Origin of the sequence: Microterricola pindariensis, assembly GCF_002936985.1 — a bacterium.
In the GTDB taxonomy this organism is placed as follows: Bacteria; Actinomycetota; Actinomycetes; order Actinomycetales; family Microbacteriaceae; genus Microterricola; species Microterricola pindariensis.
In genome coordinates this window covers 40,623-56,499 of sequence record NZ_MPZN01000001.1, presented here as the reverse complement: position 1 = coordinate 56,499, position 15,877 = coordinate 40,623, and the positions used below count along the sequence as shown (strand labels likewise).

Here is a 15,877-nt window from a genome sequence, read left to right as displayed (position 1 = left end):
GGCACGCCACTTGTTATAGTCCAGCTAGAACAATAGGATCGAGGTGTGCTCATCCGCATCGATCCCACCCTCTCCACGCCGCTGTTCGAACAGCTGGCGGCCGGCATCCGTGCCTCGGTCATCGACGGGCGGCTCACCGTGGGGGAGCGGCTGCTGCCCGCCCGGGAGCTCGCCGGCGCCCTCGACATCAACGTGCACACGGTGCTGCGCGCCTACCAGATCCTGCGCGAGGAGGGCCTGCTCGACATGCGGCCGGGCCGCGGCGCCATCGTCGCCGGGCGGATCGGGCAGCACGCCGCTCTGGCCGGCGCGATCCACGACCTGGTCGACGAGGCCAAGCTGCGCAACGTTTCGGAGAGCGCGCTGCTCTCGCTCATCAGAGAGGCCTACAAGTGAACGACTCCACCCAGCACGCCAACCCGGAGCAGCGAGCGGTGACGCGCTCCCGCCTCCTGCTGGTGGCCGTCGTGTTGCCGCTCGCGGTCGCCGTGGCATCCGCACTCATCATCATCAGCTGGATCCCGACCCTGCCGGCGGTGATCGGGATCCACTGGGGTTCGGAGGGGGTGAACGGCTTCGGCAGCCCGTGGGAACTCGTCGCCACCGTTCTCGGGACGGTCAGCCTCTTCAGCGGCGTGATGGCCTTCTCGTTCGCGGATCTCGCCGAGAGTGGGCGCCCCCGGCCCACCCAGAAGGCGCTGGCCGTGACCGCGCTCTGGCTGTCCGTCCTGCTCGGTGTCGGCATCGCCGGCTCGGTTGCCACGCAACGCGGCTTGAGCGACGCCAGCACGGCACCAGACCCCCTGCCCTGGCTGCTGCTCGGTGCCCTGCTCGGCCTCGTCGCGGCCGCGGCCGCCTGGTTCCTGCTTCCGCGGGCCGACCGCACCCCGCCCTCTGCCATCGACGTCGAACCGCTGGAGGTCGGCCCGTCGGAGCGCGTGTTCTGGACCGGAACCGTGTCCGCGGCCCGCGGCGTGCTGCTCCTCATCCTGGCGGTGTTCGCGCTGGGGATCGGCGGCGCTGTCGCCGCGGCGCTCGGCGGCGAGGAGGTGCTGGTGCTCGTGCTGCTGCCGCTGTTCGTGGTGCTCGCCCTGGCGCTCACCGCCGTCCGCTGGAGGGTCAGCGTCGGGCAGCACGGGGTGAACGTCGTCTCCGTCGCCGGCTGGCCGGCGATCCGGATTCCGCTCAGTGAGGTGGCCGATGTGCGGCTGATCACGGTGAACCCGGTCGGCGACTTCGGCGGCTGGGGCTGGCGCTGGAGCGGCGGGCGGACCGGAATCATCCTGCAGGCCGGCCCGGCGATCGAGGTCACCCGCAGCAACGGGAAGGTGCTCGTCGTGCCCGTCGACGACGCCGAGACAGCCGTCGCGGTGCTGCAGGTCGCCCGCGCGCGCTGAACCCCGCCGGCCCGCTGGGCGAGCGCGGGCCGGTGGAGTTGGGCGGAGCGGCTCGGGTCCGGGCTCCGACCCGCTATTCTTAGAGGCACAGACTGCGAACCGGCCATCACCGGGGAGTCCTCGGAAGAGAACAGGCGGGCGCCACGGCATCCGACTGAGGTAGAACCGAGCGGGGCTGGCCCGTCATCGCCAAGGAACAAGCGGCTTCCCGGCTGCCGAAGGCGGCATCGGGGAGCAAGCGAGGTGGTACCGCGGCAGGCAGAGGCCCGCCGTCCTCGTGGAAGTGGCCAACAGCATCCGTCAGCCGTCCAGGAGACACACGTGTACCCCAAAGACTCGAACACCCCCGATTCCTCCTCCACCGCGGGCTCCGGCGCCGCATTCGGCGTGACGCCGTCGCCGAACTTCCCCGCGATCGAGGAGGAGGTGCTCGCGTTCTGGCAGCAGGACGGCACCTTCCAGGCCTCCATCGACCAGCGCGAGGGCGAGGACGAGTGGGTCTTCTACGACGGCCCGCCCTTCGCCAACGGCCTGCCGCACTACGGCCACCTCCTCACCGGCTACGCCAAGGACGTCTTCCCGCGCTACCAGACCATGCGCGGCAAGCAGGTGCACCGCCGCTTCGGCTGGGACACCCACGGCCTGCCCGCCGAGCTCGAGGCGGAGCGCCAGCTCGGCATCACCGACAAGAGCCAGATCGAGGAGATGGGCATCGCCGCGTTCAACAGCGCGGCCAAGGAGTCGGTGCTGCGCTACACCAAGGAGTGGCAGGAGTACGTCACCCGCCAGGCCCGCTGGGTCGACTTCGACAACGACTACAAGACGCTCGACACCAGCTACATGGAGAGCGTCATCTGGGCGTTCAAGACCCTGCACGACAAGGGCCTCGCCTACGAGGGCTACCGCGTGCTGCCCTACTGCTGGCGCGACCAGACCCCGCTCTCCAACCACGAGCTGCGGATGGACGACGACGTCTACAAGATGCGCCAGGACCAGACGGTCACCGTCACCTTCCCGCTGACCGGCCCGAAGGCCGAGTCGCTCGGCCTGACCGCCGTGCGCGCCCTCGCCTGGACGACGACGCCGTGGACCCTGCCCACCAACCTCGCCCTCGCCGTCGGCCCCGACATCGAGTACGCGGTCGTCCCGGCCGGCCCCAACGGCACCCCGGATGCCACCGTGCTCCGCGAGGAGGCCGAGGGCACCGCCGCCCACACCGAGGTGCTCGGCGGCGAGTACCTGATCGCGATCGACCTGGTCGGCGGCTACGCCAAGGACCTCGGCTACGACAGCGCAGAGGAGGCCACCGCCGCGATCTCGCGCACCGTCCGCGGCCACGAGCTCGAGGGCGTCAGCTACGACCGCCTGTTCGACTACTACGCCGACACGGAGGAGTGGGGCACCGAGAACGCCTGGCGCATCCTCACCGCCGACTACGTCACCACCTCCGACGGCACCGGCATCGTGCACCAGGCCCCCGCCTACGGCGAGGAGGACCAGAAGGTCTGCGAGGCGGCCGGCATCCCCGTCATCCTCTCGCTCGACGACGGCGGCAAGTTCCTGCCCGCGGTGACGGATGTCGCCGGCCAGCTCTGGATGGACGCCAACAAGCCGCTCACGCAGCTGCTGAAGGCCGAGGGCCGCCTGCTCCGCCAGGCCAGCTACGAGCACAGCTACCCGCACTGCTGGCGCTGCCGCAACCCCCTGATCTACAAGGCCGTCTCCAGCTGGTTCGTCCGCGTCACCGAGTTCCGCGACCGCATGGTCGAGCTGAACGAGGACATCAACTGGGTGCCGGACAACGTCAAAGACGGCCAGTTCGGCAAATGGGTGGCGGGTGCCCGCGACTGGTCGATCAGCCGCAACCGCTACTTCGGCTCGCCGATCCCGGTCTGGAAGAGCGACAACCCCGAGTTCCCGCGCGTCGACGTGTACGGCTCGCTGGACGAGCTGAAGCGCGACTTCGGCACGCTGCCGCTGAACGCGGCGGGGGAGCCGGACCTGCACCGCCCCTACATCGACGACCTCACCCGGCCGAACCCGGACGACCCCAGCGGCCAGTCCACGATGCGCCGCATCTCCGACGTGCTCGACGTCTGGTTCGACTCCGGCTCGATGCCGTTCGCCCAGGTGCACTACCCGTTCGAGAACCAGGAGTTCTTCGGGGAGCACCACCCCTCCGACTTCATCGTCGAGTACATCGGGCAGACCCGCGGCTGGTTCTACGTCATGCACGTGCTCTCCACCGCGCTGTTCGACCGCCCCGCGTACAAGAACGTCGTCAGCCACGGCATCGTGCTCGGCTCCGACGGCCAGAAGATGTCCAAGTCGCTCCGCAACTACCCGGACGTCTCCGAGGTCTTCGACCGCGACGGCTCCGACGCCATGCGCTGGTTCCTGATGTCCAGCTCGGTGCTGCGCGGCGGCAACCTCGTCGTGACGGAGGAGGGCATCCGCGAGGGCGTCCGCCAGGTCATGCTGCCGCTCTGGAGCACCTGGTACTTCTTCAGCCTGTACGCCAACGCCAGCACCGCCTCCCTCGGCACGGCCGAGGGCTACGAGGCGACCTTCCGCACCGACTCCGGCGACGTGCTCGACCGCTACCTGCTGGCCAAGACCCGCACGCTGATCGAGGATGTCACCACCGACCTCGACGCGCTGGACAGCACCCTGGCCGCCGCCAAGCTGCGCGACTTCGCCGACGTGCTCACCAACTGGTACGTGCGCCGCTCGCGCGACCGCTTCTGGGCCGGCGTCGGCACCGACGGCAGCAACAGCGAGGCCTTCGACACGCTCGCCACCGTGCTCGAGGCCTTCACCCGGGTCGCCGCCCCGCTGCTGCCGCTCGTCAGCGAGCGCGTCTGGCAGGGCCTGACCGGCGGGCGCAGCGTGCACCTGACCGACTGGCCGGCGGCCGAGGCCTTCCCCGCGGATGACGCCCTCGTCGCCGCCATGGACCAGGTGCGCTCCATCACCGGTGCCGCCCTCTCCCTCCGCAAGCAGGCCGCGCTGCGCGTGCGCCTGCCGCTCGCCAGGCTCACCGTCGTCGCCGCCGACACCGCCGGGCTCGCCCCGTTCGAGTCGATCGTGCGCGACGAGCTCAACGTCAAGTCGGTCGATTTCGTCGAGCTGGCCGAGGACAGCGCCTCCCGCTACGGCATCACCAGCAAGCTCACCGTCAACGCCCGCGCGGCCGGACCGCGCCTCGGCAAGGGCGTGCAGCAGGTCATCCAGGCCGCCCGCAGCGGCGACTGGAGCGAGACCGACGGCGTCGTCACCGCCGGCGGCGTCGAGCTGGCCGCCGGCGAGTACGAGCTCGTGCTCGAGACGGCCTCCGGCGGCGAGGGCCAGGCCCTGGCCCTGCTGCCCGGCGGCGGCTTCGTGCTGCTCGACACGGCGACCACCCCGGAACTCGAGGCAGAGGGCCTCGCCCGCGACGTCATCCGCGCCGTGCAGGACGCCCGCAAGGCGGCCGGCCTCGAGGTCAGCGACCGCATCAGCCTGAGCCTCGTCGTGTCGGAGGACGGCCTCGCGGCCGTGCAGCAGCACGCCGAGCTCATCGCCGCCGAGACCCTCGCCACCCAGGTGAGCGTCGCCGCGGCATCCGGCACAGAAGAACTCGCCCCGCTCGCAGGCGGCGCCCACGTGCACATTGGAGTAGTGAAGGCATGACCGACGACAACAGCGCATACACACCCGACGACGAGTTCGCGGACGCCGCGGCCGCCGTCTACGCAGAGCTGCTCGCCCGCGTCGGCGAGGTGAACCCGCAGCCCCGGCTCGAGCCGACCCGCCGCGCCGTCGAGCTGCTCGGCGACCCGCAGCGCTCGTACCCGATGATCCACGTCACCGGGACCAACGGCAAGACCAGCACGAGCCGCATGATCGAGAGCCTGCTGCGCGCCCACGGGCTGCGCACCGGCCTGCTCACCAGCCCGCACCTGGTCAGCTTCAACGAGCGCATCGTCATCGACGGCGAGCCGATCAGCAACGAGGCGCTCGCCCACAACTGGGCCGACATCGCCCCCTACATCGCCATGGTCGACACCGAGCTGATCGCGGCCGACGAGCTGCCGCTGACCTTCTTCGAGGCGCTGACGGTGCTGGCCTTCGCCAGCTTCGCCGACGCGCCCATCGACGTCGCCGTCGTCGAGGTCGGCATGGGCGGCGAGTGGGACTCCACCAACGTCGCCGACGGCCAGGTCGCCGTGTTCGCCCCGATCGCGCTGGACCACCTGGGCAAGCTGGGCGACACGATCGCCGAGATCGCGCGCACCAAGTCCGGCATCATCAAGCCCGCCGCGGCCGTCGTGTCCGCGACGCAGGCGCCGGAGGCCGAGGCCGAGCTGGCCCGCGCCGCCGAGCTCACCGAGTCGACGCTGGCCGTGCAGGGCGCGGCGCCCGGCTTCGAGCTGCTGAGCAGCACCGTCGCCGTCGGCGGCCAGCTCATCACCGTGCGCGGCCTCGCCGGCACCTACAGCGAGCACTTCCTGCCGCTCTACGGCAGCCACCAGGCGCAGAACGCCGCACTGGCCATCGCGGCCGTCGAGTCCTTCCTCGGCGGCGGCACCCAGGCCATCGCCGAGGACATCCTCACGGAGGCACTCGGGGGAGTCACCTCGCCCGGCCGGCTGCAGCTGGTCGGCATCGAGCCCACCGTCATCGTGGATGCCGCCCACAACCCGCACGGCGCGTCCTCCCTGGTCGCGGCGCTCGGCGCCTACTTCGACTTCGACGAGATCGCCGTCGTGCTCGGCGTGCTCTCCGACAAGGACGCCCGCGGCATCATCCAGGCGCTCACCCCCGTCGCGACCCGCTTCCACGTGACGCAGTCCGGCTCGGAGCGGGCGATCGACGCCTACGAGCTCGGCGAACTCGTCGCCGACGCGGTCGGCGAGGAAGCCGTGTTCGTCTCCAACGACCCCGCCGAGGCGCTGCAGAGCGCCCGCGAGTGGGCCGACGCGGCCCCCCGCCGGGCCGTCGTCGTGACCGGTTCGATCACCCTCGTCGCCGAGGCGATCGTGATCGCCGACGCCGAGAACTGGATGCAGTCGTGACCCCCGCCCCCCGGCAGAGCTCGGTGCAGCGCTCGCTCGCCTCGATCGTGCTCGGCTTCGAGCTGGTCGTGATCTTCCTGGCCACCCTCGTCATCGCCTTCGGACCCGGCGCCGTGCTGCCGCCCTGGGTGATGCTCACGGTCGGCGGCATCGTCTGCCTGCTGGCCATCGCCACCATGGGACTGCTGCGCCACCGCTGGGCGTACGCCCTCGGCTGGGGCGTGCAGGCGGTCGTCGTGCTGAGCGGCTTCTTCAACCCCGCCATGTTCTTCATCGGCGCGCTGTTCGTCGCCATGTGGGCGTACTGCATGATCACCGGCGCGCGCCTGGACCGCCAGAAAACACTTTCTTAAGCCGACAACCCACGGCCAACCTCTAAGGAGAGAACACATATGAGCACCGCAATCGAAGAGACGCTGGTCCTGGTCAAGCCCGACGGCGTCGCCCGCAGCCTGACCGGCGAGATCCTGCGCCGCATCGAGGCCAAGGGCTACTCGCTGGTCGACATCCGCCTGGTGCAGGCCGAGCGCTCCCTGCTCGCCGAGCACTACGCAGAGCACGAGGGGAAGCCCTTCTACGAGCCGCTCGTCGAGTTCATGGAGTCCGGCCCCATCGTCGCCATCCGCGTCGCGGGCAACCGCGTCATCGAGGGCTTCCGCGTGCTGGCCGGCACGACCGACCCCACCACGGCGGCCCCCGGCACCATCCGCGGCGACTTCGGCCGCGACTGGGGCCTGCGCGTGCAGCAGAACCTCGTGCACGGCTCCGACTCGCCCGAGTCCGCCGAGCGCGAGCTGAAGCTCTGGTTCAGCTAGCAGCCACCGCACCAACACGAATGCCGCCCGGCTCGAGCCGGGCGGCATTCGTCGTGTCCGCGTTCGGAGGGCCTGGGCCGGATGCCGCCTAGAAGAGGTGGCTGATCACGTCCAGGCGCAGCTGGGCGATGACGGCGACGACCAGGTAGCTGAGCAGCGTGATCAACGGGATCCAGCCGTATGCGGCATCCGCGAAGCGGCGGACGGCGGCGCCGAGCGGGAGGCGCCCGGTGCGCAGGTTCTCCAGGGTGACCATCCAGAACAGGGGGATGACGACGGCCCAGGTCACCATGCACCACGGGCACAGCGTCGCGAGGGCGAAGATGCTCGTGCCGATCAGCCAGACCACGAAGGCCAGGGCGAGCACGACGCCGGCGTTGTAGCCGAGCCAGAACCAGCGCGGGAAGCGCACGCCGCCGATCAAGGCCACCCCGATCGTGATCACGACGGGCCAGGCCATCAGCCCGATCACCGGGTTGGGGAAGCCGAAGATCGCGCCCTGCGGCGAGTTCAGGTTCGCCCCGCACTGCACCAGGAGGCTGAAATCGCAGCTCGGAACGGAGCCGGGAACCTGCAGCAGGTGGAACTTCTCCAGTGTCAGCGCGAACGCCGCGAGCAGGCCGATCGCACCCAGGATCACGGTCAGCACGCCGTGCGGAATGGACGATCGCGTAGATGCAGTTTCGGGCATAGACGGATTATCCCACGCGTGGCGCGCGTGAAAACGCGAGAGCGTGCGATAATTGACGCAGTCGTTTGAGCCCTGCTCGAACAGGCGACAAGAAGGCTTACCGGGTGCCCAGCACCCACAGATGCATCAGAAGTATTCGCACAGAGGATTCGGTCCGCGCACCGAGAGAAGTAGCAATCAGAGCCACGAGCCGGTTGCACACAACTAGATTTGCGGGGGTTCGCTCAACGGAGCCCCGCTCGAGAGAGTACCCGGAGCGGGTGGCGCGGTTGCCCGCACCGGTCAAGGAGTTATCCCGGTAATGGTGGACAAGACCAACAATGAGACAGGCAGCAACGACGCGGCATCAGATTCGACGAAGAGTCAGGTGAAGAAGCGCCCCCGGATCTTCGGAGCGCGCAAGAAGCGCGCGGACGAGGCACCGGCCGTGGAGAGCGCCGCGGTCGCAGCGCCGATCACCGCCGAGCCGGCGGCCCCGGCCGCCGCCGACGTGCAGGCCGAGGCCAAGGTCCAGGCCGAGGCAGAGACCGTCGCCCCGGAGGCGGAGCAGGCCGAGGCCGCCCCCGCCGAGGAGGCGGCAGCGGAAGCAGCAGCAGAGGCGCCCGCTGCGCCGGTCATCCCGACCCAGCTCAGCACCACCTCGCTGATCTTCCACGCGCCCGTCATCGCGCCGCTTCCGGCCCGCTCTGGCTCCGCGCGCGGCTACGAGCACGACTACGACCGCGACGCCGACGACGCCTCCACGGTGCGCCGCCGCGCCCGCCGCCGTTCCGGCGAGGAGAGCCGCTCCGGCTCCGACGATCCGGCGAACACGGTCGTCAAGGTCCGCACTCCGCGCGAGCCAGAGCTCATCACCGAGCCGCAGCGGATCAAGGGCTCCACCCGCCTGGAGGCCAAGAAGCAGCGCCGCCGCGACGGCCGCGACGCCGGCCGCCGCCGCACCGTCATCACCGAGGCCGAGTTCCTCGCCCGCCGCGAGTCCGTCGACCGCAGCATGGTGGTGCGCGCCAAGAACAACAAGATCCAGATCGGCGTCCTCGAGGACGGCGTGCTGGTCGAGCACTATGTGGCCAAGAACCAGGAGGCGAGCCTGATCGGCAACGTCTACCTCGGCCGCGTGCAGAACGTGCTGCCCAGCATGGAGGCCGCCTTCATCGACATCGGCCGCGGCCGCAACGCCGTGCTGTACTCCGGCGAGGTCGACTGGGACGCCGCCGCGGCAGAGAACCCCGGCGCCAACCAGCCGCGCCGCATCGAGCTGGCGCTGAAGCCCGGCGACAAGGTGCTCGTCCAGGTCACCAAGGACCCGGTCGGCCACAAGGGCGCCCGCCTGACCAGCCAGGTGTCGCTGCCCGGCCGCTACCTCGTGTACGTGCCGAACGGCTCGATGAACGGCATCAGCCGCAAACTCCCGGACACCGAGCGCTCGCGCCTGAAGAAGATCCTCAAGGAGGTCCTCCCCGACAACGTCGGCGTCATCGTGCGCACGGCGGCCGAGGGCGCGACCGAGGAGCAGCTCACCCTCGACGTGCAGCGCCTGATCAGCCAGTGGGCCAGCATCAGCTCGCAGCTGCAGACCGTGCAGGCCCCCGCGCTGCTGCACTCCGAGCCCGACCTGCTCATCAAGATCGTCCGCGACGTCTTCAACGAGGACTTCCAGAAGATGATCATCTCCGGCGATGACGCCCAGGAGGTCATCGAGAGCTACCTGCGCGGCGTCGCCCCCGACCTGCTCGAGCGCGTCGAGCGCTACGAGGGCGAGAAGGACGCGTTCGACGAGTTCCGCATCTCGGAGCAGATCGAGAAGGCCCTGGACCGCAAGGTCTGGCTGCCCTCGGGCGGTTCGCTCGTGATCGACCGCACCGAGGCGATGACCGTCGTCGACGTCAACACCGGCAAGTTCGTCGGCTCCGGCGGCAACCTCGAGGAGACCGTCACCAAGAACAACCTCGAGGCCGCGGAGGAGATCGTCCGCCAGCTGCGCCTGCGCGACATCGGCGGCATCATCGTCGTCGACTTCATCGACATGGTGCTCGAGTCCAACCGCGACCTCGTCTCGCGCCGCCTGATCGAGTGCCTGAGCCGCGACCGCACCAAGCACCAGGTGGCCGAGGTCACCTCGCTCGGCCTCGTGCAGATGACGCGCAAGAAGCTCGGCCTCGGCCTGCTGGAGTCGTTCAGCGAGAACTGCGAGGTCTGCGCCGGCCGCGGAATCATCGTGCACCACGACCCCGTGGTCAAGCACCGCCAGACGCCGCAGCAGGCCCCGCAGCAGGAGCGTCGCCGCTCCAAGGGTGCACAGCAGCCTCAGCAGCAGCCCGCTCCCGCCGCTGAGAAGGTGAACGGCACCCACGGGATCACCGCAGACGCCAAGAACGCCCTCGCCCAGATCGCAGCCAGCACCCTGGCCCACCCGGCCGAGCCCGCGAAGGCCGACGAACCCGCCGCGCAGAACGCCCAGCAGAACGCTCAGCAGGGCGGCCAGCAGAACGGCCAGCAGAACGGTTCGGGCGAGCCGCGCAGCTCGCGCTCCCGCAACCGGAAGAGCCGCAGCGGCCGCAGCCAGCAGCCCGCAGAGCAGGCTGTCGCAGCAGAGCCGGCCGCCGCGGCCGAGGTGCAGGGTGCGCCGAAGGCCGAGGCCCCGGCAGTGACCGTGCCCGAGCCGATCGCGATCCTCGACATCCCCGTCGCCGCCGCCCCGCGCCAGGCGCGCACCGTCACCGGCAAGGCGGCCGAGGAACTCCTCGGCTCCGTGCTCGAGGCGCTGCCTGAGCCCAAGCAGCCCGGCCAGGGCCGCAGCCGCAGCCGCCGCGTGTCCACGGCCGCGCTGTCGACCACGCCGGTCGTGCCGATCGTCACGGGAACGCCGACGGGCGCGTCAGAGCAGTAGCCCGCGCCAGAACGCACACGAGAGCGCCGCAGCCCTAGAGGCCGCGGCGCTCTCGTGCGCTCACCCGCAGGCCGCTCGCGCGCAGCCGGGTGACGAGCTCCCGCCCGCTGACCGGTGTCGCGCCGGCATCCACCAGCGCCTGCCAGCGCTCGGCCGGCACGTCGTAGTGGTCCAGGTCGAAACTGCGCGGGGGCAGGGCCTGGCCCCGCGCAAACGCGTGCAGCTCGTCGAGGCTGGAGTCGCTGACCAGGTGCGCCCACACCGTCCCGTGGGCGGGCCACATGGCGGTATCGATGAGCACTGTCATGGAAATGAGTCTAGGCATCATCGATTTCTTGCGCGTTTTGCGCGCGTCGTGGTTTAACCGGCCCGCCGAATCCGGCTAAACTAGTAGACGCACCGTGAGCCGGCTTGTGTGAAATGAGTCGGTTGTGGATCGTGCCTGGTGAGCCCGTTTGACCGCACGCATCCGATCAGCTAAACTTGATCGTTGGTGTGTGTCGGAATCATCCGCACGTTTGCCAAGGTTTTCTGATTGAGACCGGCTGTCTGGCCGTGTCAATCCAGTGACTTCCGAGTATTAGGAATTGGGGCTAGGTAGCCCCCCAGAGTGAGGTACGTAAAGTGGTTTACGCAGTTGTGCGCGCCGGTGGCCGGCAGGAAAAGGTCGAGGTCGGCACCATCGTGACGATGGACCGGATCAAGGCCGTTAAGGGCGGCACCGTCGAGCTGGCCGCTGTGCTGCTTGTTGACGGAGACAAGATCACCTCGGACGCCAAGTCCCTCGAGAAGGTCACTGTCACCGCCGAGGTTCTTGAGGACCTCCGCGGCCCGAAGATCGTCATCCAGCACTACAAGAACAAGACCGGTTACAAGAAGCGTCAGGGGCACCGTCAGGAGCTCACGCGCGTCAAGGTCACCGGCATCAAGTAACGGCCTGAGGAGAGAAGCTAATGGCACACAAAAAGGGAGCTAGCTCCACTCGTAACGGTCGCGACTCCAACGCACAGCGCCTCGGCGTGAAGCGCTTCGGCGGCCAGGTTGTCAGCGCGGGCGAGATCATCGTCCGTCAGCGCGGCACCCACTTCCACCCCGGCGTCAACGTGGGTCGCGGTGGCGACGACACGCTCTTCGCCCTCGAGGCCGGCGCCGTCCAGTTCGGCAACAAGGGTGGCCGCAAGGTCGTCAACATTCTGGTGGCTGCCGAATAGGCACCCACATGTAACACACGTCAGGGCGAGCTTCGGCTCGCCCTGACGTATTTTCGCCCGCGTCGGATGACGCGGCAACGCAACACCAAGGAGACCAGCCATGGCCACATTCGTCGACCACGTCACGCTGCACCTGCGTGCCGGTCACGGCGGCAACGGCTGCGTGTCCGTTCGCCGTGAGAAGTTCAAGCCGCTCGCCGGCCCCGACGGCGGAAACGGCGGCCACGGTGGCGACATCGTCCTCGTCGCCGACCCGCAGGTCACCACCCTGCTCAACTACCACCGCGGCCCGCACCGCAGCTCCGACAACGGCGGCCCCGGCATGGGCGACCACCGCGCCGGCGCCAACGGCGAGGAGCTCGAGCTGCCCGTGCCCGTCGGCACCGTCGTCAAGGACGCGGAGGGCAACGAGCTCATCGACATGAGCGAGCCCGGCATGCGCTACGTCGTCGCCCCCGGCGGCCTCGGCGGCCTCGGCAACGCCTCGCTGGCGACCACCAAGCGCAAGGCCCCCGGCTTCGCGCTGCTCGGCACGCCCGGCATCGAGTGCGACGTCTACCTCGAGCTCAAGACCGTCGCCGACGTCGCCCTCGTCGGATACCCGTCGGCCGGCAAGTCCAGCCTGATCGCGGCGCTCTCCGCCGCCCGGCCGAAGATCGCCGACTACCCCTTCACCACCCTGCACCCCAACCTCGGCGTCGTCGAGGCCGGCGGCAACCGGTACACCATCGCCGACGTCCCCGGGCTCATCGAGGGCGCCAGCGAGGGCAAGGGCCTCGGCCTGGAGTTCCTGCGCCACGTCGAGCGCTGCACCGCACTGCTGCACGTCATCGACTGCGCAACGCTCGACCCGGGCCGCGACCCGCTCAGCGACCTCGACGTCATCCTCGGCGAGCTCGCCGCCTACCCGGTTCCGGACGGCCAGAAGCCGCTGCTGGAGCGCCCGCAGCTCATCGCCCTGAACAAGATCGACGTCCCGGAGGCCCGCGAGCTCGCCGAGTTCGTGCGCCCGGACCTCGAGGCACGCGGATACCGCGTCTTCGAGATCTCCTCCGCCACCCACGAGGGCCTCCGCCAGCTGAGCTACGCCCTGGCCGAGCTCGTCGAGCAGGGCAGGGTCGAGGCCGCGGCCAAGCCCGCCAAGGAGCGCATCATCATCCGGCCCAAGGCCGTCGACGAGGGCGGCTTCGTCGTGCGCGTCGAGGGCGGCAGCTTCGGAAACGTCTACCGCGTCATCGGCGCCAAGCCGGAGCGCTGGGTCGCCCAGACCGACTTCGCCAACGACGAGGCCGTCGGCTTCCTGGCCGACCGCCTGGCCAAGCTGGGCGTCGAGAACGCCCTGTTCAAGGCGGGCGCCATCGCCGGCTCCACCGTCGTCATCGGCCTCGGCAGCTCCATCGTCTTCGACTGGGAGCCCACCCTCACCTCCACCGCCGAGCTCATCACCGCCCCGCGCGGCACCGACGCGCGTCTGGACGGCGGCGGCCGCGCCACCCGCAACGAGCGCCGCGAGGACTACTTCGCGCGCATGGACGCCAAGGCCGCGGCCCGCGCCGAGTTGCTCAGCGAGCGCGAGGCGGGCCTCTGGCAGGAGGACGGCGGCGTCGACATGACCCGTGCGGAGCGAGACAGCCAGTCGGATGACAGCCAGACGGAATCTGGCGAGAAGAGCGAGTAATAGATGAGTGTGCGTGATCGGGCCGGCATCGCCACGGCGAAGCGAATCGTCGTCAAGGTGGGCTCCTCGTCCATCAGCGGAGACAATGCCGGTCAGATTGCGCCACTCGTCGACGCCCTCGCGGCGGCGCACGGGCGCGGGTGCGAGATCGTGCTGGTGTCCTCCGGCGCCATCGCCACCGGGCTGCCCTACCTGCGGCTCAACGAACGGCCGACCGACCTGGCGACGCAGCAGGCCGCGGCATCCGTCGGGCAGAACCTGCTGATCTTCCGCTACCAGGACAGCCTCGACCGCTACGGCATCGTCGCCGGCCAGGTGCTGCTGACCGCCGGTGACCTCGAGAACGCCACCCCGCGCAGCAACGCGCAGCGCGCCATGGAGCGCCTGCTCGACCTGCGGATCCTGCCGATCGTCAACGAGAACGACACCGTCGCCACCCACGAGATCCGCTTCGGCGACAACGACAGACTCGCCTCGCTCGTGGCGAGCCTCATCAACGCCGACCTGCTGATCCTGCTCAGCGACGTCGACGCCCTGTACACCCGCCCGCCGCACGAGCCCGGCGCGGAGCGCATCGCGCACGTTCCCTTCGGCGACGCGCTGGCCGGCGTCGAGCTCACCTCCAGCGGCCGCGCCGGGGTCGGAACCGGGGGAGCCGTCACCAAGGCCTCCGCCGCCCGGCACGCGGCAGAGTCAGGCACCGCGGTGCTGGTCACCGCCACCGGCCTCGTCGACGAGGCCTTCCGGGGTGCAGACATCGGCACCTGGTTCGCCGCCAAATCGCGTCACACGGCCACGTCCCTGTCCTAAGCTGGGCTCATGTCTGAGCCGCTCCGCACCGAACCCGATCTGGCACCCTTCTTCGCGAAGCTGGATGCCGCCCGCGCCGCATCCCTCGAGCTCGGTGCCGCGACAACGCAGCAGAAGAACGAGGCCCTCGTCGAGGTGGCCGCGACGCTGCGCGCCCACGTGAGCGAGATCATCGCGGCGAACCAGCGCGACATCGACGCCGGCCGTGCCACCGGGCTGAGCGACGCCCTGCTGGACCGGCTCGCGCTCACCGCGCCGCGCATCGAGTCGTTGGCCACCGCCGTGCTCGAGATCGTCGGCCTGCCCGACCCCGTCGGCGACGTCGTGCGCGGCAGCACCCTGCCGAACGGCGTGCGGATCGCCCAGCTGCGCGTGCCGTTCGGCGTCGTCGGCGCCATCTACGAGGCCCGCCCGAACGTCACCGTCGACATCGCCGCGCTCGCGCTGAAGAGCGGCAACGCCGCCGTGCTCCGCGGCGGCAGCGCCGCCCAGCACTCCAACCAGATGCTCGTCGCCCTGATCCAGCAGGTGATCGCCGTGCATGGCATCCCCGCGGCGGCCGTGCAGTCGATCGACGAGTTCGGCCGTGCCGGCGCGCGCGCACTCATGCAGGCCCGCGGCCAGGTCGACGTGCTCATCCCGCGCGGCAGCGCCGACCTGATCAACACCGTCGTCACCGAGTCCACGGTGCCCGTCATCGAGACCGGTGCGGGCGTCGTGCACATCGTGCTCGACGAGACCGCGCCCGTGCAGTGGTCGGTGGACATCGTGCACAACGCGAAGACCCAGCGGCCGAGCGTCTGCAACACCGTCGAGACGGTGCTCGTGCTGGCCGGCGCCGCCCACCGCGTGCTTCCGGCCGTCGGCGCCAAGCTCGCCGAGTCCGGGGTCACCATCCACGCCGACGAGCGCGCGCTCGCCCTGCTCCCCGACGCCGTGCCGGCAACCGAGGAGGACTGGTCGACCGAGTACCTGAGCCTCGACCTCGCGGTCCGCGTGGTCGACACCCTCGATGAGGCGATCGAGCACATTCGCCGGTACTCCACCAAGCACACCGAGTCGATCATCACGAACGACCTCGGCAACGCCGAGTACTTCCTCAACCGGGTCGACTCCGCCACCGTGATGGTGAACACCTCCACCCGGTTCAGCGATGGGGGAGAGTTCGGCTTCGGCGCCGAGGTGGGGATCTCGACCCAGAAACTGCACGCCCGCGGCCCGATGGGCCTGCAGGAACTCACCAGCACAAAGTGGATTGTGCGTGGCAACGGACAGTCGCGCGCCTGAGGCCCGCTAGACTCGTTTCGGCGGATGCACCTCCCGCCACC

At 70.0% G+C, this 15,877-nt stretch carries 14 protein-coding genes; 12 read left to right on the top strand and 2 right to left on the bottom strand.

From position 1 onward, the window contains the following. Positions 1–45: 45 nt before the first annotated feature. From GY24_RS00295 to ndk, 6 genes are all read left to right on the top strand, one after another. Positions 46–396 (top strand): GntR family transcriptional regulator, encoded by a 351-nt coding sequence (locus tag GY24_RS00295; RefSeq protein ID WP_083363885.1) that lies wholly within the window; start codon positions 46–48, stop codon positions 394–396. Further along, on the top strand, positions 393–1,397 hold the full coding sequence (locus GY24_RS00290; protein ID WP_104473828.1) for a hypothetical protein: 1,005 nt from the start codon (positions 393–395) through the stop codon (positions 1,395–1,397). The genes GY24_RS00295 and GY24_RS00290 overlap by 4 nt, the downstream gene beginning before the upstream one ends. A gap of 321 nt (positions 1,398–1,718) precedes the next feature. Then, complete coding sequence (ileS, locus tag GY24_RS00285) at positions 1,719–5,069, top strand: isoleucine--tRNA ligase (RefSeq protein ID WP_104473827.1); 3,351 nt, start codon at positions 1,719–1,721, stop codon at positions 5,067–5,069. Continuing rightward, positions 5,066–6,454 (top strand): bifunctional folylpolyglutamate synthase/dihydrofolate synthase, encoded by a 1,389-nt coding sequence (locus GY24_RS00280; RefSeq protein WP_104473826.1) that lies wholly within the window; start codon positions 5,066–5,068, stop codon positions 6,452–6,454. The genes ileS and GY24_RS00280 overlap by 4 nt, the downstream gene beginning before the upstream one ends. After that, positions 6,451–6,807 carry a DUF4233 domain-containing protein gene (locus GY24_RS00275; RefSeq protein ID WP_161498650.1) on the top strand — a complete coding sequence of 119 codons (357 nt, stop codon included), beginning with the start codon at positions 6,451–6,453 and terminating at the stop codon, positions 6,805–6,807. Before GY24_RS00280 ends, GY24_RS00275 begins: the two co-directional genes overlap by 4 nt. A gap of 39 nt (positions 6,808–6,846) precedes the next feature. Next, positions 6,847–7,269: a nucleoside-diphosphate kinase gene (ndk, locus tag GY24_RS00270; protein WP_083363891.1), complete on the top strand. Its 423-nt coding sequence runs from the start codon at positions 6,847–6,849 to the stop codon at positions 7,267–7,269. Between the two features lie 88 nt (positions 7,270–7,357). Here ndk and GY24_RS00265 read toward each other — a convergent pair whose 3' ends face one another. After that, positions 7,358–7,960 (bottom strand): vitamin K epoxide reductase family protein, encoded by a 603-nt coding sequence (locus GY24_RS00265; RefSeq protein WP_104473824.1) that lies wholly within the window; start codon positions 7,958–7,960, stop codon positions 7,358–7,360. Between the two features lie 301 nt (positions 7,961–8,261). Here GY24_RS00265 and GY24_RS00260 point away from each other — a divergent pair, with 301 nt between their 5' ends. Then, on the top strand, positions 8,262–10,850 hold the full coding sequence (locus GY24_RS00260) for an Rne/Rng family ribonuclease (RefSeq protein ID WP_133161072.1): 2,589 nt from the start codon (positions 8,262–8,264) through the stop codon (positions 10,848–10,850). Between the two features lie 34 nt (positions 10,851–10,884). On the opposite strand, the gene GY24_RS00255 is transcribed toward GY24_RS00260, so the two are convergent. After that, positions 10,885–11,157 (bottom strand): DUF4031 domain-containing protein, encoded by a 273-nt coding sequence (locus GY24_RS00255; protein ID WP_104473823.1) that lies wholly within the window; start codon positions 11,155–11,157, stop codon positions 10,885–10,887. Between the two features lie 317 nt (positions 11,158–11,474). On the opposite strand from GY24_RS00255, the gene rplU reads away from it, so the two are divergent. The 5 genes from rplU to GY24_RS00230 all read left to right on the top strand — a co-directional run bounded on the left by rplU (position 11,475) and on the right by GY24_RS00230 (position 15,836). Beyond that, the gene (gene rplU, locus GY24_RS00250) at positions 11,475–11,783 is read left to right on the top strand and encodes a 50S ribosomal protein L21 (RefSeq protein WP_047410686.1); all 309 of its coding nucleotides are present in this window, start codon (positions 11,475–11,477) and stop codon (positions 11,781–11,783) included. 20 nt (positions 11,784–11,803) lie between these two features. Beyond that, positions 11,804–12,061 carry a 50S ribosomal protein L27 gene (rpmA, locus tag GY24_RS00245; RefSeq protein ID WP_047410683.1) on the top strand — a complete coding sequence of 86 codons (258 nt, stop codon included), beginning with the start codon at positions 11,804–11,806 and terminating at the stop codon, positions 12,059–12,061. Positions 12,062–12,161: 100 nt separating this feature from the next. Next, positions 12,162–13,739, top strand: coding sequence for a GTPase ObgE (obgE, locus tag GY24_RS00240; RefSeq protein ID WP_104473822.1), 1,578 nt, complete (start codon positions 12,162–12,164; stop codon positions 13,737–13,739). 3 nt (positions 13,740–13,742) lie between these two features. Next, a complete protein-coding gene (proB, locus tag GY24_RS00235) occupies positions 13,743–14,549 on the top strand; it encodes a glutamate 5-kinase (protein WP_104473821.1) in 807 nt (268 codons plus the stop codon). 9 nt (positions 14,550–14,558) lie between these two features. Continuing rightward, positions 14,559–15,836, top strand: coding sequence for a glutamate-5-semialdehyde dehydrogenase (locus tag GY24_RS00230; protein ID WP_104473820.1), 1,278 nt, complete (start codon positions 14,559–14,561; stop codon positions 15,834–15,836). The last annotated feature ends 41 nt before the right edge of the window (positions 15,837–15,877 follow it).

What these genes read in the sequence shown, in the direction of transcription:
- GY24_RS00265 (WP_104473824.1), bottom strand. Translation starts at nt 7,960, where the DNA reads ATGCCCGAAACTGCATCTACGCGATCGTCCATTCCGCACGGCGTGCTG.
- GY24_RS00280 (WP_104473826.1), top strand. Translation starts at nt 5,066, where the DNA reads ATGACCGACGACAACAGCGCATACACACCCGACGACGAGTTCGCGGAC.
- ndk (WP_083363891.1), top strand. Translation starts at nt 6,847, where the DNA reads ATGAGCACCGCAATCGAAGAGACGCTGGTCCTGGTCAAGCCCGACGGC.
- proB (WP_104473821.1), top strand. Translation starts at nt 13,743, where the DNA reads ATGAGTGTGCGTGATCGGGCCGGCATCGCCACGGCGAAGCGAATCGTC.
- rpmA (WP_047410683.1), top strand. Translation starts at nt 11,804, where the DNA reads ATGGCACACAAAAAGGGAGCTAGCTCCACTCGTAACGGTCGCGACTCC.
- obgE (WP_104473822.1), top strand. Translation starts at nt 12,162, where the DNA reads ATGGCCACATTCGTCGACCACGTCACGCTGCACCTGCGTGCCGGTCAC.
- GY24_RS00255 (WP_104473823.1), bottom strand. Translation starts at nt 11,157, where the DNA reads ATGACAGTGCTCATCGATACCGCCATGTGGCCCGCCCACGGGACGGTG.
- GY24_RS00260 (WP_133161072.1), top strand. Translation starts at nt 8,262, where the DNA reads ATGGTGGACAAGACCAACAATGAGACAGGCAGCAACGACGCGGCATCA.
- GY24_RS00230 (WP_104473820.1), top strand. Translation starts at nt 14,559, where the DNA reads ATGTCTGAGCCGCTCCGCACCGAACCCGATCTGGCACCCTTCTTCGCG.